Source organism: Streptomyces sp. NPDC059009 (assembly GCF_042740175.1).
Taxonomy (GTDB): domain Bacteria; phylum Actinomycetota; class Actinomycetes; order Streptomycetales; family Streptomycetaceae; genus Streptomyces.
This window is the reverse complement of the sequence record NZ_JBHYJB010000011.1, coordinates 126,883-149,255: the sequence shown is the minus strand read 5'-3', so window position 1 is coordinate 149,255 and position 22,373 is coordinate 126,883. Positions and strand designations below refer to the sequence as shown.

The following is a 22,373-nucleotide window of genomic DNA, read 5'->3' as shown; positions in this document are numbered from 1 at the left end:
CGCGCTCATGACCGAGAGGTGGGCCCTTGCCGCCACCGAGGGCGGCGGGGCCGAGCTCGCCGCCCTCGGGGACGACGGGCTGCCCGCCGGGCCCGTGCTGCGCGAGCCGGACCTGGTCGAGGCCGTGCGGGCGCGGCCCGGCGTCGACCGCTGGATCTGGCGCTCGACCCCAGCGGTGTACCCCCGCCTGCTCGCCGCCGGCGTCCGCGTCGAGCGGTGCTACGACATCGAGGCGGCCGAGCTGCTCCTGCTCGGCCACGAGGGCCGCCTCGGGGAGCCCCGCTCCGCGGCCGCCGCCCTGGCCCGGCTGCACCACCGCCCCGTACCGCCCGATCCGCCCCCGCGCACCGCCGAGCCCGGCTCCCAGTCCTCGCTCTTCGAGCCGCAGTCGGTCCCCGTCACGCTCGCGGAGCTCCTGGAGGTGTACGCGGACCAGCAGCGCCGCCATGACGCGAGCGCGCACCCGGGCCGGCTGCGGCTGCTCACCGCGTCCGAGTCGGCGGGCATGCTCGTCGCCGCCGAGATGAAGGCGGCGGGACTGCCCTGGCGTGCCGACGTGCACCGGCAGGTCCTGGACGAGCTGCTCGGCGAGCGGTACGCGGGCGGCGGCGAGCCCCGCCGCCTCGCCGAGCTGGCCGACGAGGTCTCGGCCGCGTTCGGCCGCCGCGTCCGCCCGGACCTGCCCGCCGACGTGGTGCGGGCCTTCGCGCAGGCCGGGATCAAGGTGCGCTCGACGCGCCGCTGGGAGCTCGCGGAGGTCGACCACCCCGCGGTCGCCCCGCTCATCGAGTACAAGAAGCTGTACCGCGTCTGGACCGCCCACGGCTGGGGCTGGCTGCAGGACTGGGTGCGTGACGGCCGCTTCCGCCCCGAGTACACGCCGGGCGGCGCCGTCAGCGGCCGCTGGACGACCAACGGCGGCGGGGCGCTGCAGATCCCCAAGGCCATCCGGCGGGCGGTCGTGGCCGACCCCGGCCGGCGTCTCGTCGTCGCGGACGCCGACCAGCTGGAGCCGCGCGTGCTCGCCGCGATCTCCCGCGACCGGGGCCTGATGGAGGTCGCGGGCAGCAGCGGCGACCTCTACACCACCCTGTCCGACCGGGCCTTCTCCGGCGACCGCGAGCATGCGAAGCTCGCGCTCCTGGGCGCCGTCTACGGCCAGACGTCGGGGGACGGCCTGAAGAACCTCGCCGCGCTGCGCCGCCGCTTCCCGCTCGCGGTGGCGTACGTGGACGACGCCGCCCAGGCGGGCGAGGAGGGCCGCCTGGTGCGCACCTGGCTGGGCCGCACCAGCCCGCCCGCGGTGACCTCGGGCGACCCGGACGAGGCGGCGGGCGAGGCGGGCCTCCCCCAGGAAAGCCCGGGGAGCCCTGGGAGCCCTGGAAGTCCTTGGAGCCCCGGGGGCTTCGGGGGCTCCGAAGTACCCTCCGCCAACGGCGAGTTCACACCGGGCTACGCCTCGACCAACACCCGCGCGCGGGGCCGCTTCACCCGCAACTTCGTCGTGCAGGGCAGCGCCGCCGACTGGGCCCTGCTGATGCTCGCCGCACTCCGCCGCGCCACCGCACAGATGGCCGCCGAGCTGGTCTTCTTCCAGCACGACGAGGTGATCGTGCACTGCCCGGAGGAGGAGGCCGAGGCGGTGGTGGCGGCGATCCAGGAGGCGGGAAACCTCGCGGGGCGCATCGCGTTCGGCGAGACGCCGGTGCGGTTCCCGTTCACGACGGCGGTGGTGGAGTGCTACGCGGACGCGAAGTAGGGAAGTAGGAGGGTCTCCCGAGAAGCAGGAGGGCCCCCTACAAGCAGGAGGGCCCCAAAGGGCCCCTAGAGAGGACGGTTGCCGCCACCGCCCCCTGGGGAGTTCAGCAACTCCCGCAGCTCCCCCACCACTTGGCTGCTGTCCGTCCCGTCCAGCGCCGCCAGGGCCGCGCGCCAGTCCTCGTACGCCTCCTCGGCGCGCCCCTCGGCGTGCAGCAGGTGTCCCCGCTGGTGCCGGGCGAGGCCCTCCATGTGGGCGTCGGCGCGCTGCCCGGCGAGCTCCAGCAGATCGTCGCAGGCGCGCGCCGCGTCGGCCGGGCGTGCGACCTCGCGCAGGGTGCGGACCAGGCCGAGGCGCGCCTGCGACTCGTTGTGCCAGTTCTCGAAGCTGCCGTGGACGCGCAGGCACTCCTCGAAGTGGTCGAGCGCGGCCTCCGGTTCGCCGAGCGCGAGCCGGGCGATGCCGATGTTGCGGTGGGCGTGCTGGCAGATGTTGATGTCGCCGATCTCCGCGCCGATCTCCAGGCACCGCTCGTGCAGGGCGATCCCGGAGCGCGGGTCGGTGTGCTCGTACAGATTGCCGAGGTGGCTGAGGGCGAACGCCTCGCCCAGCAGATCGCCCTGGGCCTTCGACAGCTCGAGGCTCTCCCGCAGCGCGTCGGCGGCCTCCTCGTCGCGGCCGAGCGCTTCGAGCAGCAGGCCGCGGTTGGTGGAGCCCCGGTGGACGCACGACACCAGGTCGAGCTTCCGGTACAGGGCCAGTGCCTCGTCGTTCAGCTCGAGCGCCGCGCCGCTGCGGCCCGAGATGTAGTGCAGCCCGGCGAGGTCGACGAGGGCCTGCGCCCTGGCCTCGTCGTCCCCGAGCCGGCCCGCGACGGTCAGGGCGATCCCGCCGAGCGCCTCCGCCTCGGTGATCCGCCCGCGCCGCACGAGGTAGGACCACAGACACCGGACGAGGACGGACACCAGCGGCGAGTCACGGCGCTCGCGCTCCTCCCGCCCGGCGAGGGCAAGGATGTTGGCGAGCTCGGTGTCGCACCAGTCGAAGGCCCCCTCGGTGGTCATCTCCGGTGGCCCGCCCATGAGTTGCTCGGACCCGCACCCCCCGGCCAACCGCTCCACCACCCCCCGCAACCGGTCCTCGCGGTCCAGCCCCTCCTCCATGATCGCCAGCAGGCTCTGCCGCGCCGACCCCGCGTACCAGCACAGCGCCGCCGCCACGACGACGTCCGCGCCGCCCTCCTCGCGCGCCGTCTCCCGGGCGAACTCGCGCACCAGGTCATGCGGGGCGTAGCGCCCGTACGCCGTCTCGTCGAGCAGGGCGACGTCGACGAGCCGGTCGAGGGCCGACTCGGCGGCGCGCTCGTCCGTGCCCAACAGGGCGGCCAGCAGCGGGACTCCGTACGTCGGCAGGTCGAGCGCGCCGATGCGGACCAGCGCGGCCGCCGCGTCCCGGTCGGCCCGCCGGTCCGAGGCGCGCAGCGCGTCCAGAGCGACGGCCAGCGAACGGCGCACGCTCAGGTCGTCGTACTCCAGGTGGTGCAGCCGGCCGCCACGCGCCGTGAGCAGGTCGGCGAGCGCGTCCGGGGTGAGCGCCCGGCGCGCGGCGAGCCGGGCCGCGAGGATGCGCAGCGCGAGCGGCAGCCGCCCGGCGAGCCCGACGAGCGGGTGCCCGGCGTCGAGCCCGCCCCGCCCGGAGACGGCGCGCAGCAGCGCCGCGCTGTCCCCGTCGGTGAGCGGCTCCAGCGGGAAGCGGGTGGCGCCGTCGAGCGCGGCGAGCGGCGAGCGGCTGGTCACGACGACCGCGCAGCCGGACCCGCCGGGCAGCAGCGGCCGCACCTGCGCGGCGCTCTCGGCGTCGTCCAGGACCATCAGGGTGCGGGTGGGCGCGAGCAGCGAACGCAGCAACGCGGCCGCCGCGGCCGGATCTTCGCCGTGCTCGGGGACCCGCCTGGTGTCGGCGCCGACGTCGCGCAGCAGCGCAGTGAGGGCCTGTTCCGGGGTGAGCGGCGTCATGCCGGGCGTCGCACCGCGCAGGTTCACGTACAACTGCCCGTCCGGGAACGCCTCGCGCAGCCCGTGCGCGACGTGCAGGGCGAGCGCGCTCTTGCCGACCCCGGCCATCCCGGAGACCACGGCGACGCGGGGCACCCCGGGCCCGCCGCCCCCGGCGAGGACCTCGCCCACCCCTCGTACGACAGCGTCCCGGCCCGTGAAGTGGGCGGGCGCAGGCGGCAGTTGAGCGAGCGGCGGCCGACCCGACAACGGCGATGACGAAGACGAAGACGAAGATGAGGACGAGGACGACGCTGAGGCCGACGCACCGGACGCGCCGGAGTCAGCGGATGCGCCGGATGCGCCGGAGTCGGCGGACGCGGCGGATGGGGCGAGTGCCGTCGCGGGTGCCGCGACACCCACCGCCCCCGTCGGCGTCCGCAGCACCTCCCGGTGCGCCTCCCGCACGCCCGTGCCCGGCTCGATGCCCAGCTCCTCCACCAGGCGGGCGCGCAGCTCGCGGTGGACGGCGAGGGCCTCCGCCTGGCGGCCGGTGCGGTGCAGGGCGAGCATCAGCTGGCGGTGGAACGCCTCCCGCAGCGGATGCTCGGCGACCAGTTCCGCCAACTCCGTTGCCAGGCGCGCCACTTCAAGACCGCGCGCCAGATCCGCTTCGTGCCGCCATTCGAGGGCGAGCAGCCGCGCCTCCTCCAGCCGCGGTACGAGGGCGTGGCCCGCCAGGTCCTCGGGCAGCCCGCACAGCGGCGTGCCCCGCCACAGCGCGAGGGCGTCCGAGGCGGCCTGGGCGGCCCCGGCCCAGTCCTGTGCGGCGTGCGCGGCCCGGGCCCGGCCGATCAGCCGCTCGAAGACCCGTACGTCCAGCTCCCCCTCGCCGACCCGCAGCTGATACCCGGGTGGCACCGCGCGCAGCCGGTCCGGGTCGTCCAGGAGGCGGCGCAGGCGGGTGGCGTGGTTCTGCAGCGAGGCATGCGCGGAGACCGGCGGGGCGCCGCTCCACAGGGCGTCCTTGAGGAAGTCGACCGAGACCACCCGGCCCGGTTCGAGCAGCAGCGCGGCCAGCAGGGCGCGGACCTTGGGGCTGCGCACCGGGCGCGACTCGCCCCCGGAGTCATGGATCACGACCGGGCCGAGCAGTCCGAACCGCAGTCCGCCCGCCATGTCTGATCCCCTTCGAAACCCCTTCGAAGCCTTCCGCAGGCCATTACGTGGGGAACATGTTAGCGATCTGTTGGCGGCGCCTGATGTGCTCTGTTCATCGGATCCGGCCGCCGCCGCTCGCGTCACGCGCAAAGCTCGGGGGAGTGCCGCAACGGCGGCCGGATCCGCTCACTTTCTGCGCTGTTCCTGCGCCGTTCCTGTGCCGCTCCCGTGCCGCTCCTGCGCCACTTCTTCGCTACTTCTGCGCTGCATCTCCGCTGTCGCTCCGCGGTGCGAGCTCGCCGTTCGTCCACGCGTACACCTGCTTGCCCTGGACCGCGACGCGGTACGCGAGGTGGTCGCCGCACTGCGGCCGGGACTTCTTGATCACACTGTCCCGCCACCAACTGGCCCCCAGGTCAGGGGCGTCCACGTACTTGCCCTTGCACCCACCGTCCCCCGGCAGCGACTCGGCGCCCAGCGTGAACCGGATCAGCTTGGCGTCACCGGTCGTCCTGACCTTGACCTTGATGTTCTTGGCGTCCTTCGGCATCCACTCGGGCAGCACGAACGCCAGGTCGCCCTTCCTGGGGGCGTCGGCGGCGGTCGCGAAGGACTTCGTCTTCTCCTTGAAGACGTGCTCGCTCACGGCGTCCGGCACGAACGCACTGTTCCTGAGCCCCGGCCCCGCGAACGCGACGGCACCACCGGCCGCGGCCACGGCGGCGAGCGTGACGGTGGCGACGACGGCGGTGCGGGACTTCTTCTTCTCAGCGGGCATACGTCCAGTCTTCGGCCCGCCCGGCCCCGTTTCGTACGGCCGTGGGACGAATCGCGGCCACCCCGGCCTCTGCCCTAAGGCAGAGGCCATCCGCCTCAAGATGTACGAGAAGGCGGCATTCCCTGTCCAATACTTGGCGTTATGTCCGCCCCGAGCCCCGAGCCCTTCCCCCCTGATCCCGCCCCGCGCCCCGGCCCACGGCCCGCTCCTCACCGCCTGCTGCGCATCGCCCTGGAGGTCTTCGCCTCCGGGCTTCTGCTCCTCCTCGCGTATGAGGGCGCCACCATCGGCGCGGGCGCCCTGCCGCACTCGGTGAAGATCGCGCTCGGCGTCACCGCGATCGTCGCCCTCGTGGCCCGGCGCCGCTTCCCGACCCTCGGCCTGCTGTTCCTCGCCGCGCTCGCCGGGCTGTTCCCGCCCGCCGGACTCCTGGTCGCCGTCGCCGCCTATCTGGCCGCCCGCCGCCAGGCGAACCCGCACCGCCGCCTCATCACGCTGCTCGGCGCCACCGCCCTGCCCATGCTGGTGGCCGCGGCGACGGCCCGGTCGCTGTCCATGGGGAGCTGGCAGTTCGGGCTCGCGCTCGGGGCGGTGCTCGCGGCCGTGACAGTGATCGTGCCGGGCCTCGTCGGCACGGCGGCGGGCCAGCAGGACCGTCTCGTACGGGCGCTGCGCGAGCGCACCGCCGCGGCCGAGGAGGCCCGCCGCCTCGCCGAGAGCGAGTCCCGCATCCACGAGCGCTCCCGCATCGCCGCCGAGATGCACGACCTGGTCGGCCACCGCCTCAGCCTGATCTCGCTGCACGCGGGCGGCCTGGAGCTGGCCCTCTCCGGCCAGTCGCCCGAGCTGCGCGAGGAGGCCAGCCTGCTGCGCGGCGCGACCCGCGACGCGATGCGCGAGCTGCGCGAGGTCCTCGGCGTGCTCGGCCCCCTCGGCCGCGACACCGGCACCGATGCCCTCACCGACGCGACCGGCACCCGCTCGGACATCGAGGCCCTGGTCGAGGAGTCACGCGGCGGCGGCATCCCCGTGACCCTGACCTGGCAGGGCCCCGACCTGGACCCGGCCGACGGCCCCTCGGTGCGCCGGGCGGTGCACCGGGTGGTGCGCGAGTCCCTGACGAACGTCCACCGGTACGCGACGGGGGCCCCGGTCGCGGTGACGGTCACACACACGCCCGAGCACGTCGGCATCTCCGTACGCAATGAGGAGCCGCCTGCCGAGCCCGCCGCCACCACCGGCCTCGGCACCGGACGCGGGCTGACCGGCCTGCGCGAGCGCGTGACCCTGCTCGGCGGCACCTTCGAGGCGGGCCCGGCGCCCGAGGGCGGCTTCGCGGTGGCGGCGGCGATCCCCACGGGCCCGGAGGCGCGCGGTCCGGTCCCTGTTTCACATGAAACCAAGGAGCCGGAGCTGCCCCCGGAGATCACCGCCGTCGACAGCCCCGGCGGCGACCTCCAGCGCAGGCTCGCGGGCGTCCTGACGACCGGACTCGGCATGGCGGGCGTGGCCCTGATGCTCGGCCTCGGTCTGAGCCTGGTGGACGAGGCGAAGCCGGGCCCCGACATCCCGCCCCAGCACGACCTCGCGGTCGGGATGACGAAGGCCGAGGTCGAGCGGGCGGTGCACGGGGACAACGAGGCGGTGCGGGCGGCGGCGGCCGGGCACGGCCCCGCGTACCCGAAGGGGACGACGAGCTGCCTGTACCCGTGGGGGAGTGGCTCGACCGGCACCACTGACGGTGACCGTTTTGAGGTGACCCGTTACTGTTTCAACGGAGATGTTCTTACGGCCATCGACCACTTCACAGTGCCGCTGGCCCACCCGTAGGAGCGCCTGGGGAGCACCCACAGGAGCCCGCCCGCAGGAGCCCGCCCGCAGGAGGAGCGCCCATGCCGAACGAAGAGCAGCCCGGCCCCGGCCCCGTCCGTGTTCTCCTCGCCGACGACGAGGAGATGATCCGCCGCGGCGTCGGCATGATCCTGCGGCACGCGGACGGCATCGAGGTCGTGGGCGAGGCGGTCAACGGCGCCGAGGCGGTGACCCTCGCGGCCGAGCTCCGCCCGGACGTGGCTCTGGTCGACATCCGCATGCCCGTCCTCGACGGCCTCGCGGCGATCGCCCCGCTGGTCGCGCTCGACCCGAAGCCGCAGGTCGTCATGCTCACCACGTTCGGCGACGAGGAGAACGTGATGCGCGCGCTCCAGGCCGGGGCGGGCGGCTTCCTGCTCAAGGACGAGGGCCCCGACGAGCTGATCCGCGCCGTGCGGGCCGCGGCCGCCGGGGACGCGGTCCTCTCCCCCGGCGTCACCGGAACGGTGATCAAGCGCATGCTGGCGGGCGGCACCGCCCCGGGCTCCCCGGCGGGCGCACCCGCCCCCGAGGACCGCCTCGCCACCCTCACCGCCCGCGAACGCGAGGTCCTCTCGATGCTCGGCGCGGGCCTGCCCAACGTGGAGATCGGCCTCCGTCTCGGCATCGGCCTCGGCACGGTGAAGACGCACGTCGGCGCGATCCTCGACAAGACGGGCAGCGACAGCCGGGTCCAGGCGGCGCTCCTCGCACACCAGGCGGGGCTTGCCAGTTGAGGCGCCGGCGGTCGTCTTGAGGCGCTAGCGGCCGTCGCCGTACGGCACGACCACGACCTGCACGTCGTCCTCGTACACCACCCGGCCGGGGTCGTCCGAGCGCACCATCCGGCACTCGACGCCGTGCGCGGCGAGAATCTCCAGATAGCCGGGGACCCGCTCCAGGAGATGGGTGGCGGTGGGCTTGAACCAGGCCACGGCGCCCGGGTTGATCTCACGGTCGTAGACGGTGTCGTCCACGTGCATGGGGTTCTGGTACGCGGCGTCGTACCAGTCGTTGTTGGCCCGCCGGAACCGCTCCTGCTCCTCGGTCAGGAGCCCGTCCCTCGCCAGCCCGTTGACGAGGACGAACACCCCTGGAAAATGGCCGCGTTCATGCCGGACGGTCCCCTGGAAGCGCACATACGTCGAGGTCATCACGGCAGTATCGACGACGGCTCCTGTGGCCGAAGACGCCCCCTCCCCCGAAACTGAAGAGAGCCCCTCCCTCGTACCTCCGAAGGAGCCCCGGATGTCCCCCACGGCCCCCGTCCCCGAGCCGGGCACCGACCCCGTCGCCACCCGCACCGTCGACCGCATCGAGCGCCGCCTGGTCGCGGGCCCCGACAGCCAGGTCGACAACAAGGCCCTGGTCATCGCGCCCGGCGACTTCCGCCGCACGGATCCGTTTCTCCTCATGGCCGAGGACTGGTTCTCCCAGACGGGCTTCGACTGGCACCCGCACCGCGGCCTGGAGACGGTGACGGTGGTTCTCGGCGGCGTCCTCGAACACGGCGACAGCCTCGGCAACGCGGGCGCCCTGGAGGAGGGCGACATCCAGTGGATGACGGCGGGCCGCGGCATCATCCACCGCGAACTCGCCTACAAGAACGAGTACGTGCACACCCTCCAGCTCTGGCTGAACCTCCCCGCCACGTCGAAGCTGACCGAGACGCACTACCAGGACCTGTACGCGAAGACGTACGCGACGTACACCGAGCCCGGCGTCACCGTGAAGGTCGTCTCGGGCGAGACGGGCGGCGAGCGCGGCCCGGCCATCAACCAGCACCCGGTCCTCGGCCTGCTGATCACCCTCGACCCGGAGACCGACTACATCCAGCTGCTCGCCGCCCACGACCGGGCCTTCGCGTACGTCATCTCCGGCGAGGTCACCATCGGCGGCCGCCGGGTCGCGGAGGGCGAGACGGCGTGGACGGACCCGGTCGAAGCGGCGGACGACGGCGGCGTCAGCGCCCTCTGCCTCGCCACGGGCCGCGCCACCGCGCAGAGCCGCCTGCTCCTCTTCGCGGGCGAGCCCCTGCGCGAACCGGTCGTGGCGGGCGGCCCGTTCGTGATGAACAGCGAGTCGGAGATCTACCAGGCATACGTGGACTACGAGCACGGAAAGTTCGGCCCGGTCCCACGCCTGGGCCGCCTCCAGACCCGCTAGCGACGCCCGGCCAGGGCCCTGCCCAAGGGATCCAAGGGATCCAAGGGGTCTGAAGGGCCCAAGGTCTGAGAGCTCAGTCCGCCTGCTTGGCCAGCAGCGACTCGAGCCCGTCCAGCACCCGGTTGAGCCCGAACTCGAAGTTGTCGTCGCGGATCTGCCGGGGGTCCTGGTCCTGCACGGCCTCGAAGCCGGTGCGCACCCTCGGGTGCCCCTCGGTCGCCTCGCGGACCACCGGGCGCAGGCTGTGCACCCACTCCTCCTCGGTCATCCCGCTGCGGGCGAGCAGCGACAGATACGCGGCCTCGCTGGTGACCGTCCCGACGACGTACGCGATGACGGTGTTCATCGACTGGTCGGCGACCTTCAGCTCGAAGCCCGCCTTCTCGAAGACGGCGAGCAGCCGCTCCGACATCCCCATCAGGTTCGGCCCGAGGTCCGAGAAGCCGATCTGGCCGAGCACGGAGGCGAGCCAGGGGTGGCGCAGCGCCATCGCGCGCAGGCTGCACGCGGACTCGGCGACCGCGTCGCGCCAGTCCGCGGGGTCGTCGATGGCCCGCACCTCGAGCTCGCCGTACACCTCGTCGACGACCAGCTCGATGAGCTCGTCCTTGTTGGCCACGTGCCGGTAGAGCGAGGTGGCACCGGCGTTGAGCCTGATGCCGAGCTTGCGCATGCTCAGCGCCTCGACCCCTTCGGCGTCCAGGAGCCGGACCGCCTCGGCCACGATCTGCTCCTGGCTCAGCGCCTGCTGCTCCCGCCGACGCGGCCGGGTCCACACCGATGAGATCGTCTGCTGCTTGTCGGCTGACACGTGGCCTCCTCCTTCTTCCTGGTCACCGTAGGGGACACCGTACGCAGGGGATGAACGGCCGAAAGACAACGGCCATCAAGCACAGCGTACGGCATTGCGCACAACGTTCCAAGCTGCGTACAGTGTTCGCATCGAGGGAACGGCGTACGGGCCGCCCCTCCGACCTCCGACCGGAACCCGAGAGGTGCACGATGAATTCGGCACAAGCGGCACAATCAGCACAAACGACCCAGGCAGCACGGAACCCGCGCCGCTGGCTGATCCTGATCGTGCTGTGCCTGAGCACGCTGGCGCTGATCATCGACAACATGGCGCTGACGGTGGCCATCCCGTCGATGTCCGAGGACCTCGGCGCCGGCGCCCAGGACACCCAGTGGATCCTCGAGTCCTACATGCTGGTCTTCGCGGGCCTGCTGCTCACGGCGGGCAGTCTCTCGGACCGGTTCGGACGCCGGAAGGTCATGATCATCGGCCTCGCGTCCTTCGGCCTCTCCTCGCTGGCGGCCACCTTCGCCGCCACCCCCGGCCAACTCATCGCGGCCCGCGTCGTCATGGGCATCGGCGGCGCGCTCGTCATGCCCAGCACCCTCTCGATCCTCATCACCGTCTTCGACGACGACGAGCGCCGCAAGGCCATGGCGGCCTGGAGCGCGGTCGCGATGCTCGGCCTGGTGGGCGGCCCGGTCCTCGGCGGCGCACTGATCGCCTGGTTCTCCTGGAGCGCCATCTTCTTCATCAACGTGCCGATCGCGGCCGTGGCCATCCTCGCGGCGGTCCTCCTGATGCCCGAGTCCAAGGGCCCCTGGCAGAAGCCGGATCCGATCGGCGCGATCCTCTCGGTCATCGGCATGACCGCCCTGGTCTGGACGATCAACGAGCTCCCGAAGCACGGCCTGACGGCCCCCGCGACCCTCACCACGGCGGCCATCGCAGTCGCCGCCCTTACCGCCTTCATCTCCTGGGAGATCCGCACCGGCTCCCCGATGGTCCCGCTCGGCCTCTTCCGCAACCGCAACTTCACCGGCGGCAGCCTCTCCCTGACCCTGGTCCAGATCGGCAACGGCGGCCTGCTCCTCATCCTGACCCAGTACCTCCAGTCCGTACTCGGCTACTCCCCCACCGAGGCCGGCCTCGCCTTCATCCCGCTGGCCGTCGCGTCGCTCCTCTTCAACACCCTCGCCGCCACCCTGGGCGCGAAGATCGGCAACCGCTTCCTCGCGGTCAGCGGCCTCGTGGTGACCGCGATCGGCTTCGCCGTCCTCGCGACCCTCTCTGCCGGCGACGGCTTCGCCCTCCTCGCCGTCGCGCTCTTCCTGCTCGGCGCGGGCGGCGGCCTAGCGGCCCCGGCCGCCATCGCGGCCCTGATGGCCACGGTCCCGGAGGAGCAGGCGGGCGTCGGCTCCGCGCTCAACGACACCATCCAGCAGCTCGGCGCCGCCCTCGGCGTGGCCATCCTCGGCTCGGTCGTCACCAGCACGTTCGCGAACTCGATGCCCGCCGACACCCCCGAGTCCGCCACCCACTCCATCGGCGACGCCCTCGACACGGCCGCCAGGACCCACGACACCGGCCTCGTCGACTCGGCCCGCGACGCCTTCTCCTCCGCGATGTCGACCGGCTTCACGGTCGCAGCGGCAGCGGTCCTCGCGGCAGCGGCCCTGGCCCTGTTCGTCATGCGGGACAGCAGGCCCACGAACGAGACGGCCCCGACGACGAACCCGGAGCCGAAGCCGAAGCCGGAGCCCACGAACGAGACCGAGACCGACCTGGTCACCACAGCCTGACCCCACAGCACCGACCGGCCCACACAAAGAACCCCAGGTCACGGTTTCCGTGACCTGGGGTTCCAGTTGAGCCGCCTTCGGGATTCGAACCCGAGACCTACGCATTACGAGTGCGTTGCTCTGGCCATCTGAGCTAAGGCGGCACGCCGTCCGCACCTATGGTGCGATCAGCAACGTCGCCAAGTCTACACAGTTTCCGGGGGTGCTCCGCACACCCCCGTCCCGCTCGACCGGCGGGCCCCCGGCGGGCCGCCGACGGGCCGCCCTCAGTCCGCTCTCACCCCTGCGAGCAGCGCTTTCCGTCCGCGGGTGGCGTGCCCTTCAGCAGGTAGGTGTTGATCGTCGAGTCCACGCACTCGCTGCCGCGCCCGTACGCGGTGTGGCCGTCGCCCTCGTAGGTGAGGAGCTTGCCGGAGGAGAGCTGGGCGGCGAGGGAGCGGGCCCAGCGGTAGGGGGTGGCGGGGTCGCGGGTGGTGCCGACCACCGTGATGGGGGCCGCCCCGTCCGCCTCGATGCGGTGGGCCTCGCCGGTGGGCTTCACCTTCCAGTACGCACAGTTCAGGGACGCCCAGGCCAGGCCCTCGCCGAAGACGGGGGACGCCTTCTCGAATTCGGGGAGGGCGGCGCGGACCTCGTCGGGGGACGTGAAGGAGGGGGCCAGGTCCAGGCAGTTCACGGCGGCGTTGGCGTACATCAGGTTCCCGTAGGAGCCGTCGCCGTCGCGCTCGTAGTAGCTGTCGGAGAGGGCGAGCAGGCCCGCGCCGTCCTTGTCGCGCATCGCGGCCGCGAGGGCGTCGCGGAGCTGGGGCCAGGCCGCCTCGTCGTACATCGCGGCGATCACGCCCGTGGTGGCCAGGGACTCGCCCAGTTCGCGGCCGTCGCCGCCGGGGACCGGCTTGCGGTCCACGTCCTTGAAGAAGGCTTTGAGGCGGGTGCCCGCGTCCGCCGCGCTCCCACCGCCCAGCGGGCAGTCCGCACGCTTCACGCAGTCCGCCGCGAACGACCGGAACGCCGTCTCGAAGCCCGCCGTCTGGTCGCGGTTCATACGGCGGGCGGACAGGGCCGGGTCCATCGCGCCGTCCAGGACGAGGCGGCCCACCCGGTCCGGGTAGAGGCCCGCGTACGTCGCGCCCAGGAAGGTTCCGTAGGAGGCACCCACGTAGGCGAGCCTGTCGTCGCCGAGCGCCGCGCGCAGCACGTCCATGTCGCGGGCCGCCTCCACCGTCGACACGTGCGGGAGGATCTTCGCCGAGCGCTTCTCGCAGCCTGCCGCGAACTCCTTGAAGGACCTGGTCAGTTCGGCCGTCTCGCGCGCGTCGTCGGGGGTCATGTCGGTCTGTGTGTACGCGTCCATCTGCTTGCCGTCGAGGCAGGTGACGGGTTCGCTGCGGGCCACTCCGCGCGGGTCCACGGCGACCATGTCGTAGCGGGCGCGGACCTCTTCGGGGTAGCCGAGCGCCGCGTACGACTGGAGGTAGCCGACCGCTGAGCCGCCCGGGCCGCCGGGGTTCACCAGGAGCGAGCCCAGCGGCTTGCCCTTGCCGGTGGCCTTCTTGCGGGCCACGGCCAGCTCGATGTCGCCGGAGCCGGGGTCCGCGTAGTCCAGCGGGGCCTTCATCGTGGCGCACTGGAAGCCGGGGACGCCGCACTCGCGCCAGCTCAACTGCTGTTCGTAGTAAGCCGACAGCTCGCGGGGGGTCGAGCGGGGCAGCGCGGCCATCGAGGCGTCCGCCGTCGAACCCCCCGCCGAGCAGCCGGAGATGAGCAGGCCGGCGGCGAGGGGGAGGGAGAGGAGGGCGGTGGCGGGGGTGGTGCGGAGCCGCCGGGTACGGAGCCGCCGGGCGCGGCGGAAGCCTTTGGTGCGCATCACGCGAGCGTAACCGTCCGCGACCGGGCGGTCACCATGAGCGCTCGTACGAGTGACCTCGTCAACCGGCCCGTGCGACCGGGCCGTTGAGGGCCCTCCCCCCTGCGGGAGCTAGCCCGCCCGCAGCGCCACCGTCATCGCCTCCACCGCGAGCAGCGGCGCCACATTGCGGTCGAGTGCCGTGCGGCACGCGCCGATCGCCTCGATGCGGCGGAGCGTGGACTCGGGTGACGTGCCGACCGCCATGCGCTGGAGCATGTCCTGCACCTCCGTGTTGGCGAGGGCCAGGTGAGAGCCCAGCTGGAGGGCGAGGACATCGCGGTACAGGCCGGTCAGGTCGATGAGGGCGAGGTCGAGGCTGTCGCGCTGCGTGCGGGTCCTACGGCGCTTCTGCTTGTCCTCGAGCTCCTTCATCACGCCCGCCGTGCCGCGCGGCATCCGGCCGCCCTGCGCCGCGCCGAGCGCCGCCTTCAGCTCCTCGGTCTCCTTGGTGTCGAGCTCCTCGGCCATCTGCTTCGCGTCCTCCCCGGCCGAGTCGATGAGCTCCTGGGCGGCCCGCAGACAGCCGCCGATCTCCTCGACCCGCAGGGGCAGCTTGAGGACGGCGGCGCGGCGCGCGCGGGCCCGCTCGTCCGTCGCGAGGCGGCGGGCGCGGCCGATGTGGCCCTGCGTCGCGCGCGCGGCGGCGGCCGCGGCCTCCGGCTCGATGCCGTCCCTGCGCATCAGGACGTCGGCGACCGCGTCGACCGGAGGTGTGCGCAGTGTGAGGTGGCGGCAGCGGGAGCGGATCGTGGGCAGCACGTCCTCGATGGAGGGGGCGCACAGGAGCCAGACCGTGCGCGGAGCGGGCTCTTCCACCGCCTTCAGCAGGACGTTGCCCGCGCCCTCCGTGAGGCGGTCGGCGTCCTCCAGGACGATGACCTGCCAGCGCCCGCCCGCCGGGGAGAGCTGGGCCCTGCGGACCAGGTCGCGGGTCTCCTTGACGCCGATGGACAGCAGGTCCGTGCGGACCACTTCCACGTCCGCGTGCGTGCCGACGAGGCTGGTGTGGCAGCCGTCGCAGAAGCCGCAGCCGGGGGCGCCGCCGAGTGCGCGGTCCGGGCTGACGCACTGGAGCGCGGCCGCGAAGGCGCGCGCCGCGGTGGAGCGGCCCGAGCCGGGCGGGCCCGTGAACAGCCAGGCGTGGGTCATCTTGGACGCCTCGGGCGGCGGGGCGTCCGTGCCCGCCGCCGTCACCAGAGCGTCCGCGTCACGGGCGGCGGCGTCGAGCTGCGCGCTGACGCGCTCCTGACCCACCACGTCGTCCCATACGGTCATGGGTCACCGCCCTCACTTCGCCCCGTCGATCCCGCGACGCCCGGTTCGCGCCGCGGGATTCATTGTGGAGCACGGCACTGACAACGCCGCTCCACGCCTCCTGCGCCCGGCCACTGAGCCCCGGGTCAGCGGCGGCGACCCCGCCGCCCGCTCTCGTCGTCCTCGTCCGGCGAGCCGAGCAACTCGTCCGCCAGCGACGGGAGATCGTCCAGCGGCGTCTCCTCGGCCCAGTCCGAGCGGGGGCGCCTGCGCGGCGTCCCCTCGGCGTCGACCTGGGGCAGCTCGCGCGTCCGGTCGTTCCCGTCGGCCGCCGGCTGGGCCGGGGCGGCGGGCCGCTCGTCGCGGAAGTACCCCGGCGGGACCTTGTCGGCCGGAGGCTCGTCTCGTACGGGGGGACGCTCTTCCCGTACGGGACGACGCTGATCCCGTACGGGAGGCAGCACCGCCGTCTCGTCCGCCGCACCGGACGGCGCACCCGGCGCGGGAGGCTGCGGCAGCACCTCTGTCTGCTCCGCGTCGGGCTGCACGGAAGGCAGCACCGTGGTCTCGTCCGCCGCACCGGACGGCGCGGGCGGCTGCACGACCGGCGTAGGCACCGTCGTCTCGTTGTCGGGGTGCGACGTGTCGGGGTGCGACGTGTCGGGGTGCGACGTGTCGGAGTGCGACTTCTCAGGGCGCGGCTTGTCGAGGTGCGGCTTGTCGAGAGGCGCCGCACTCCGGGACTGCGCGGCCGCGGCCGCCGAGGCCGCAGCCGCCTCCGCGAGGCGCCGCGCCTCCTCCGCGCGCAGCAGCGCCTCCTCCGCCTTGCGCTGCTTCTCGACCCGACGCTCCTCGGCCTCGGCCCGCAGCCGCGCCTCTTCCTCCTGCTCCCGGCGGCGGCGCTCCTCCTCGGCCTTGCGCACCTTCTCCTCGGCGAGCAGGCGCGCCTGCTCCTCCTCGGCCCGGCGCCGGGCCTCCTCGGCGCGCTGCCTGGCCTCTTCGGCCTGACGCTCGGCCTCGCGGCGCTGCGCCTCCTCCAACTCGCGCTGCTTGCGCTCCTCTTCCTCGGCGCGGAGCTTGGCGAGCTGCTCCTGACGCTCGCGTTCGAGGCGCTCCTCCTCGGCCTTGCGCGCGGCCTCTTCCTCGGCCTTGCGGCGCGCCTCTTCCTCGGCGGCCCTGCGCGCCTCCTCCTTGGCCTTGATCTCGGCTTCGGAGAGGGGCAGGACGACGTCGAGCCGGTGCCGGACCACGGTGGTGACCGCCTCCGGCTCCTGGGCCGCGTCCACCACCAGGTAGCGGCCGGGGTCGGCAGCGGCGAGGGTCAGGAAACCGGAGCGCACGCGCGCGTGGAACTCGGCGGGCTCCGACTCCAGCCGGTCCGGCGCCTCCGTGAACCGCTCCCGCGCGGCCTCGGGCGCCACGTCGAGCAGCACCGTCAGATGCGGCACGAGCCCGCCCGTGGCCCACCGGTTGATGCGGGCGACCTCGGTCGGGGACAGGTCGCGGCCCGCCCCCTGGTAGGCCACCGACGAGTCGATGTAGCGGTCGGAGATGACGACGGCACCGCGCTCGAGGGCGGGCCGCACCACCGTGTCCACGTGCTCGGCGCGGTCCGCCGCGTACAGCAGGGCCTCCGCGCGGTGCGAGAGTCCGGCGCTCGACACGTCCAGGAGGATCGACCGCAGCCGCTTGCCGACGGGCGTCGCCCCCGGCTCGCGGGTCACCACGACCTCGTGGCCCTTGGCGCGGATCCACTCGGCGAGGGCCTCCGCCTGCGTCGACTTGCCCGCTCCGTCGCCGCCCTCCAGGGCGATGAAGAAGCCCGTGGCGGCGGGCGCCTGCGCCGGGTCGTCGCCGCCGCGCAGAGCGTCGAGGAGGTCCTGGCGCAGCGGTACGCCCTGCCGGTCGTCGGCCTTGGCGAGGACCAGGGCGGCCACCGGGAGCAGCAGCGCGCCCACCAGCATCAGCGTGAAGGCGGCGCCCCCGTGGTCGAACACGAACTTGCCGTTGACCAGCCGGTGCGGCCCGATCAGCGCGGCGAGCACCGGGGCGGCCAGCGCGCCGAGCGCGATGAACAGCCGTACGACGGCCTGGAGGTGCTCCGTCGTGCGCACCCGGCGGTAGTCCTCGACCTCCTGGTCGAGCAGCGCGTGCCCGGTGTGGGCGGCGACACCGGCCGCGACACCCGCGAGCGTCAGGATCAGCAGCACCGTCGTCGGGTCGGGCACCAGGCCCCCGGCGAGCAGCGCCACACCGGTGACGGCGATCGCGAGCGAGAGGAGGCGCCGACGCGACAGGGAGGGCAGCACCGACGGCGCGGTGCGGATGCCGACGACGGTGCCGCCGGTCAGTCCGAAGACGAGCAGGCCGTACGTGACGGGCCCGCCCTCCAGGTCCTTGGCCTCCAGCACGGCGACGGCGACGGCCGCCGCGATGGCTCCGGCGACGGCGGCGCAGGCCGCGACGAGCAGCGGGATCGCGCCGGTGCGGCCCTTGTCGGTGCCGCTGCCGGTGCGCGGCCGGCGCAAGCCCTCGAGCGGGCTCCGCGCGCGGGGCGTCTGCGCGTCGGGCAGCTCCAGGAAGTAGACGATCGACAAGGAGGCGGCGAACAGCCCGGCCGCGACAAAGGAGGAGAGCCCCGCCTGGTGCAGCTCGAACCAGTCGAGCCCCGAGCCGAGCAGGTTGTTGACGAGGGCGACCGCGATCAGCGTGGCGGCCGCGAGGGGCAGCGCCACGAAACTCGTCCGCAAGGAGAGGCGCCGCAGCGCTTCCATGTGGTCCGGCAGCGGCCGCACCGTGGCGCCTTCGAGCGGCGGTGCGGGCAGCAGCGCGGGGGCCGCGCTCTCCTTGGCGACCGTCCAGAAGCGCTCGGCGACGCCGACGACGAAGGCGGTGACGAGGAGCATGGCGAGCGCGTCGTCAGGGGTCCAGTCGATCCACAGCGGGGCGACGATCAGCAGCGCCGCCCGCACCCCGTCCGCGCCGACCATGGTCCAGCGCCGGTCGAGGGGACCGTCGGGCGACGTCAGGGAGGTCAGCGGCCCGAGCAGCACCGCCCCGAAGAGCAGCGTCGCGAGCACGCGCGCCCCGAACACGGCCGTGACCGCGAAGGCCACACCTCGGTAGCCGCCCCCGAAGGAGCCCTCGGCGATGGCCGATTGGAGGGCCAGGATCACCAGGACGAACAGGCCGAGCGCGTCACCCACCCCGCCCACGAGCTGTGCGCTCCACAGCCGCTTGAGCTGCGGCACCCGCAGCAGGGCGCGGACGGCACGCTCTCGGGAATCTGCGACCAGGGCGTCGTCGGGGGCCGGGTCTGAGACCGGTGGCTGCTCGGCACGCGTCATCCGTCCAGCCTATCTGGAGGGGATGCCTCCCCGAAGAGGCGCCCGAACATACGGGCACCCCTTCGGTGGCGACGATTCCGGCGTACGAGACGTACGCGTACGAGGCGTACCGCTCGCTCTGCTCGCCCTCGGCCGACGCAGTCTGCTCGCCCTCGGACGAAGCCGTCTACTCGCCGTCGGACGAAGCCGTCTTCGCGGCGGCCGTCGTCTTGGCAGCGGCCTTCTTCGTAGTCGTCTTCTTCGCGGCCGTCGTCTTCTTTGCCGCTGTTTTCTTGGCCGTCGTCTTCTTGGCGGCGGTCTTCTTCGCAGCGGTCTTCTTGGCGGGCGCCTTCTTGGCCGTCTTCTTCTTGGCGGGCCCCTTCGCCCGCTTCTCCGCGAGCAGCTCGTAGCCCCGCTCCGGAGTGATGTCCTCGACGGAGTCCGCCGCCCGCAGCGTCGCGTTCGTCTCGCCGTCCGTGACGTACGCGCCGAAGCGGCCGTCCTTCACCACGACGGGCTTGCCGCTGACCGGGTCCTCACCGAGCTCCTTCAGCGGCGGCTTCGCGGCCGCGCGCCCGCGCTGCTTGGGCTTGGAGTAGATCTCCAGGGCCTCTTCGAGCGTGATGGAGAAGATCTGGTCCTCGGTGTCGATCGACCGCGAGTCCGTGCCCTTCTTCAGGTACGGGCCGTAGCGGCCGTTCTGCGCGGTGATCTCGACGCCCTCGGCGTCGGCGCCCACGACGCGCGGCAGCGACATCAGCTTCAGGGCGTCCGCGAGCGTCACCGTGTCCAGGGACATCGACTTGAAGAGCGAGGCCGTGCGCGGCTTCACCGCGTTCTTGCCGGTCTTCGGGGTGCCCTCGGGGAGCACCTCGGTGACGTACGGGCCGTAGCGGCCGTCCTTGGCGATGATCTCGCGGCCCGACTCCGGGTCGGTGCCGAGCGCGAAGTCGCCGCTGGGCTTGGCGAGCAGCTCCTCCGCGTACTCGACGGTGAGCTCGTCCGGCGCCAGGTCGTCGGGGACGTCCGCGCGCTGGTGGTTCTCGGAGTCGCGCTCGCCGCGCTCGATGTAGGGGCCGTAGCGCCCGACGCGCAGCACGATGTCGTTGCCGACCGGGAACGACGACACCTCGCGGGCGTCGATGGCGCCCAGGTCGGTGACGAGTTCCTTGAGGCCGCCGAGGTGGTCGCCGTCGCCGTTGCCCGCGTCGGCGGCGCCGCCGGTGCCCTCGCCCTCACCGAAGTAGAAGCGCCGCAGCCACGGCACGGCCTGCGCCTCACCGCGCGCGATGCGGTCGAGGTCGTCCTCCATCTTGGCGGTGAAGTCGTAGTCGACGAGCCGCCCGAAGTGCTTCTCCAGGAGGTTGACCACGGCGAACGACAGGAAGGACGGCACGAGCGCCGTGCCCTTCTTGAAGACATAGCCCCGGTCGAGGATCGTCCCGATGATCGACGCGTACGTCGACGGGCGGCCGATCTCGCGCTCTTCCAGCTCCTTGACGAGGCTGGCCTCGGTGTAGCGGGCCGGCGGCTTGGTCGCGTGGCCGTCCACCGAGATCTCGTCGGCGGACAGCGCGTCGCCCTCGCTGACCTGCGGGAGCCTGCGCTCGCGGTCGTCCAGCTCCGCGTTCGGGTCGTCGGCGCCTTCCACGTACGCCTTGAGGAAGCCGTGGAAGGTGATGGTCTTGCCGGACGCGCTGAACTCGGCGTCGCGGCCGTCGGCGGCGCGGCCACCGATCTTGACCGTGACCGAGTTGCCGGTCGCGTCCTTCATCTGGGAGGCGACGGTCCGCTTCCAGATCAGCTCGTAGAGGCGGAACTGGTCGCCGGTCAGGCCGGTCTCGGCGGGCGTGCGGAAACGGTCCCCCGAGGGGCGGATCGCCTCGTGCGCCTCCTGGGCGTTCTTGACCTTCCCGGCGTACGTGCGCGGCTTGTCCGGCAGGTAGTCGCTGCCGTACAGCTGCGTGACCTGCGCCCGGGCGGCGGTGACCGCCGTGTCGGACAGCGTCGTGGAGTCCGTACGCATATAGGTGATGAAGCCGTTCTCGTACAGCTTCTGCGCCACCTGCATCGTCGCCTTCGCGCCGAAGCCCAGCTTGCGCGATGCCTCCTGCTGCATCGTCGTCGTGCGGAAGGGGGCGTACGGGGAGCGGCGGTAGGGCTTGGACTCGACCGACCGCACGGAGAAGTTCGTGTCCTGCAGCGCGGCGGCGAGCGCGCGGGCGTTCGCCTCGTCCAGGTGCAGGGTGTCGGACTTGAGCTGCCCGACCGAGTTGAAGTCGCGGCCCTGCGCGATGCGCTTGCCGTCGACCGTGGTGAGGCGGGCGACGAGCTGCGAGGGATCGCTGGCGTCACCGGCGCGGCCGGTGCCGAAGGTGCCCGTCAGATCCCAGTACTCGGCGGAGCGGAAGGCGATGCGCTCGCGCTCGCGCTCGACGACGAGCCGGGTGGCCACGGACTGGACGCGCCCGGCCGAGAGCCGCGGCATGACCTTCTTCCACAGCACCGGCGAGACCTCGTAGCCGTACAGGCGGTCGAGGATGCGGCGGGTCTCCTGGGCGTCGACCATGCGCTTGTTGAGCTCGCGCGGGTTGCGGACGGCGCCCTGGATGGCGTCCTTGGTGATCTCGTGGAACACCATGCGCTTGACAGGGACCTTGGGCTTCAGGACCTCGAGGAGGTGCCACGCGATGGCTTCGCCCTCGCGGTCCTCATCGGTGGCGAGGAAGAGCTCGTCCGAGTCCTTCAGGAGGTCCTTGAGCTTCTTGACCTGCGCCTTCTTGTCGGCATTGACGACATAGATGGGCTCGAAGTCGTTCTCGACGTCGACACCGAGGCGGCGCACCTCGCCGGTGTACTTGTCCGGCACCTCGGCGGCGCCGTTCGGGAGGTCGCGGATGTGCCCGACGCTCGCCTCGACTACGTATCCGGGGCCGAGGTAGCCCTTGATCGTCTTCGCCTTGGCAGGCGACTCGACGATGACGAGTCGGCGGCCGCCCTGTGCGGTCTCGCTGGTCGGGGACAACTTCGCTCTTCTCTCCGGTCGACGCTCGGTGGCAGGCGTACGGCGCTGCGTACGCGGTATGCGTTGCGCTGTCGCTGCGGAGTGTGACGGTACATCCCGCCCCCGTGTCAAACGGGAAAAGCCCGCAACGGCCACTCGAACGGTAACCCGACTACCGCCATTCCTGCCGCCCGGAGTGGCGACCCGTGGAGTCGGCCCCGGCCCGCGGCCCCGGTCAGAGCCGCGTGAAGCACCACGCCCCGAGGACCAGCGCCCCCGCCCCGGCCAGCGCGGCGAGCGTCGCCGACGCGACCGGGCTCACCCCGTGCGCGACCGGCGAGCGATGGGCCACGCGCACCCCCGTCCAGAGCAGCAGCGCCGCTCCGAACAGCGCGAACACCGTTCCGGCGAAGATCGCTGGTGCGCTCTCCATGGCCTGCACTCCCCCTCTGACGCCGCTGCGGGTTCCCCGGCCTGGGAGGCTGACACGGCGGGACGGCGGGAGCGCGAACTCGGGGTGAACGGCGGGAGGCGCCGGTGGCGACTGTGGCGCACGTATCTTTTCTGCGCACGGAC

General features: G+C 73.0%; 14 protein-coding genes and 1 tRNA gene. 5 read left to right on the top strand and 10 right to left on the bottom strand.

The features are described 5' to 3' along the window. Positions 1-7: 7 nt before the first annotated feature. Positions 8-1,759, top strand: a complete 1,752-nt coding sequence (locus ACFWYM_RS13900) for a bifunctional 3'-5' exonuclease/DNA polymerase (RefSeq protein WP_384835009.1) — start codon at positions 8-10, stop codon at positions 1,757-1,759. A gap of 65 nt (positions 1,760-1,824) precedes the next feature. Here ACFWYM_RS13900 and ACFWYM_RS13895 read toward each other — a convergent pair whose 3' ends face one another. Continuing rightward, positions 1,825-4,932: a BTAD domain-containing putative transcriptional regulator gene (locus ACFWYM_RS13895; protein WP_384835006.1), complete on the bottom strand. Its 3,108-nt coding sequence runs from the start codon at positions 4,930-4,932 to the stop codon at positions 1,825-1,827. A gap of 235 nt (positions 4,933-5,167) precedes the next feature. Further along, positions 5,168-5,692, bottom strand: a complete 525-nt coding sequence (locus ACFWYM_RS13890) for a hypothetical protein (RefSeq protein WP_384835003.1) — start codon at positions 5,690-5,692, stop codon at positions 5,168-5,170. Positions 5,693-5,833: 141 nt separating this feature from the next. Between ACFWYM_RS13890 and ACFWYM_RS13885 the strand changes: the two genes are divergently transcribed. Then, entirely contained in the window at positions 5,834-7,522 is a 1,689-nt protein-coding gene (locus ACFWYM_RS13885) for a sensor histidine kinase (RefSeq protein WP_384834999.1), read from the top strand. A 62-nt stretch (positions 7,523-7,584) separates the two neighbouring features. Then, positions 7,585-8,280, top strand: coding sequence for a response regulator (locus ACFWYM_RS13880; RefSeq protein ID WP_384834996.1), 696 nt, complete (start codon positions 7,585-7,587; stop codon positions 8,278-8,280). Between the two features lie 24 nt (positions 8,281-8,304). Here the strand turns inward: ACFWYM_RS13880 and ACFWYM_RS13875 are convergent, their stop codons facing one another. Next, entirely contained in the window at positions 8,305-8,697 is a 393-nt protein-coding gene (locus ACFWYM_RS13875; RefSeq protein WP_384834993.1) for a hypothetical protein, read from the bottom strand. Positions 8,698-8,791: 94 nt separating this feature from the next. Between ACFWYM_RS13875 and ACFWYM_RS13870 the strand changes: the two genes are divergently transcribed. Further along, positions 8,792-9,709 (top strand): pirin family protein, encoded by a 918-nt coding sequence (locus ACFWYM_RS13870; protein WP_384834990.1) that lies wholly within the window; start codon positions 8,792-8,794, stop codon positions 9,707-9,709. Between the two features lie 73 nt (positions 9,710-9,782). Here ACFWYM_RS13870 and ACFWYM_RS13865 read toward each other — a convergent pair whose 3' ends face one another. Next, entirely contained in the window at positions 9,783-10,520 is a 738-nt protein-coding gene (locus tag ACFWYM_RS13865) for a TetR/AcrR family transcriptional regulator (protein WP_384834987.1), read from the bottom strand. Between the two features lie 191 nt (positions 10,521-10,711). On the opposite strand from ACFWYM_RS13865, the gene ACFWYM_RS13860 reads away from it, so the two are divergent. Continuing rightward, positions 10,712-12,304, top strand: a complete 1,593-nt coding sequence (locus ACFWYM_RS13860) for an MFS transporter (RefSeq protein WP_384834984.1) — start codon at positions 10,712-10,714, stop codon at positions 12,302-12,304. A 69-nt stretch (positions 12,305-12,373) separates the two neighbouring features. Here the strand turns inward: ACFWYM_RS13860 and ACFWYM_RS13855 are convergent. The 6 genes from ACFWYM_RS13855 to ACFWYM_RS13830 form a co-directional block, all read right to left on the bottom strand. Further along, a tRNA-Thr gene (locus tag ACFWYM_RS13855) sits at positions 12,374-12,447 on the bottom strand. A 134-nt stretch (positions 12,448-12,581) separates the two neighbouring features. Continuing rightward, positions 12,582-14,171 (bottom strand): alpha/beta hydrolase, encoded by a 1,590-nt coding sequence (locus tag ACFWYM_RS13850; protein ID WP_384834981.1) that lies wholly within the window; start codon positions 14,169-14,171, stop codon positions 12,582-12,584. Between the two features lie 111 nt (positions 14,172-14,282). Continuing rightward, positions 14,283-15,488 carry a DNA polymerase III subunit delta' gene (locus ACFWYM_RS13845; RefSeq protein ID WP_384834978.1) on the bottom strand — a complete coding sequence of 402 codons (1,206 nt, stop codon included), beginning with the start codon at positions 15,486-15,488 and terminating at the stop codon, positions 14,283-14,285. 125 nt (positions 15,489-15,613) lie between these two features. Beyond that, positions 15,614-18,814, bottom strand: a complete 3,201-nt coding sequence (tmk, locus tag ACFWYM_RS13840; protein WP_384834974.1) for a dTMP kinase — start codon at positions 18,812-18,814, stop codon at positions 15,614-15,616. Between the two features lie 166 nt (positions 18,815-18,980). After that, entirely contained in the window at positions 18,981-21,818 is a 2,838-nt protein-coding gene (topA, locus tag ACFWYM_RS13835; RefSeq protein WP_384834971.1) for a type I DNA topoisomerase, read from the bottom strand. Between the two features lie 214 nt (positions 21,819-22,032). Further along, the gene (locus tag ACFWYM_RS13830; RefSeq protein ID WP_384834968.1) at positions 22,033-22,230 is read right to left on the bottom strand and encodes a hypothetical protein; all 198 of its coding nucleotides are present in this window, start codon (positions 22,228-22,230) and stop codon (positions 22,033-22,035) included. Positions 22,231-22,373 lie beyond the last annotated feature (143 nt).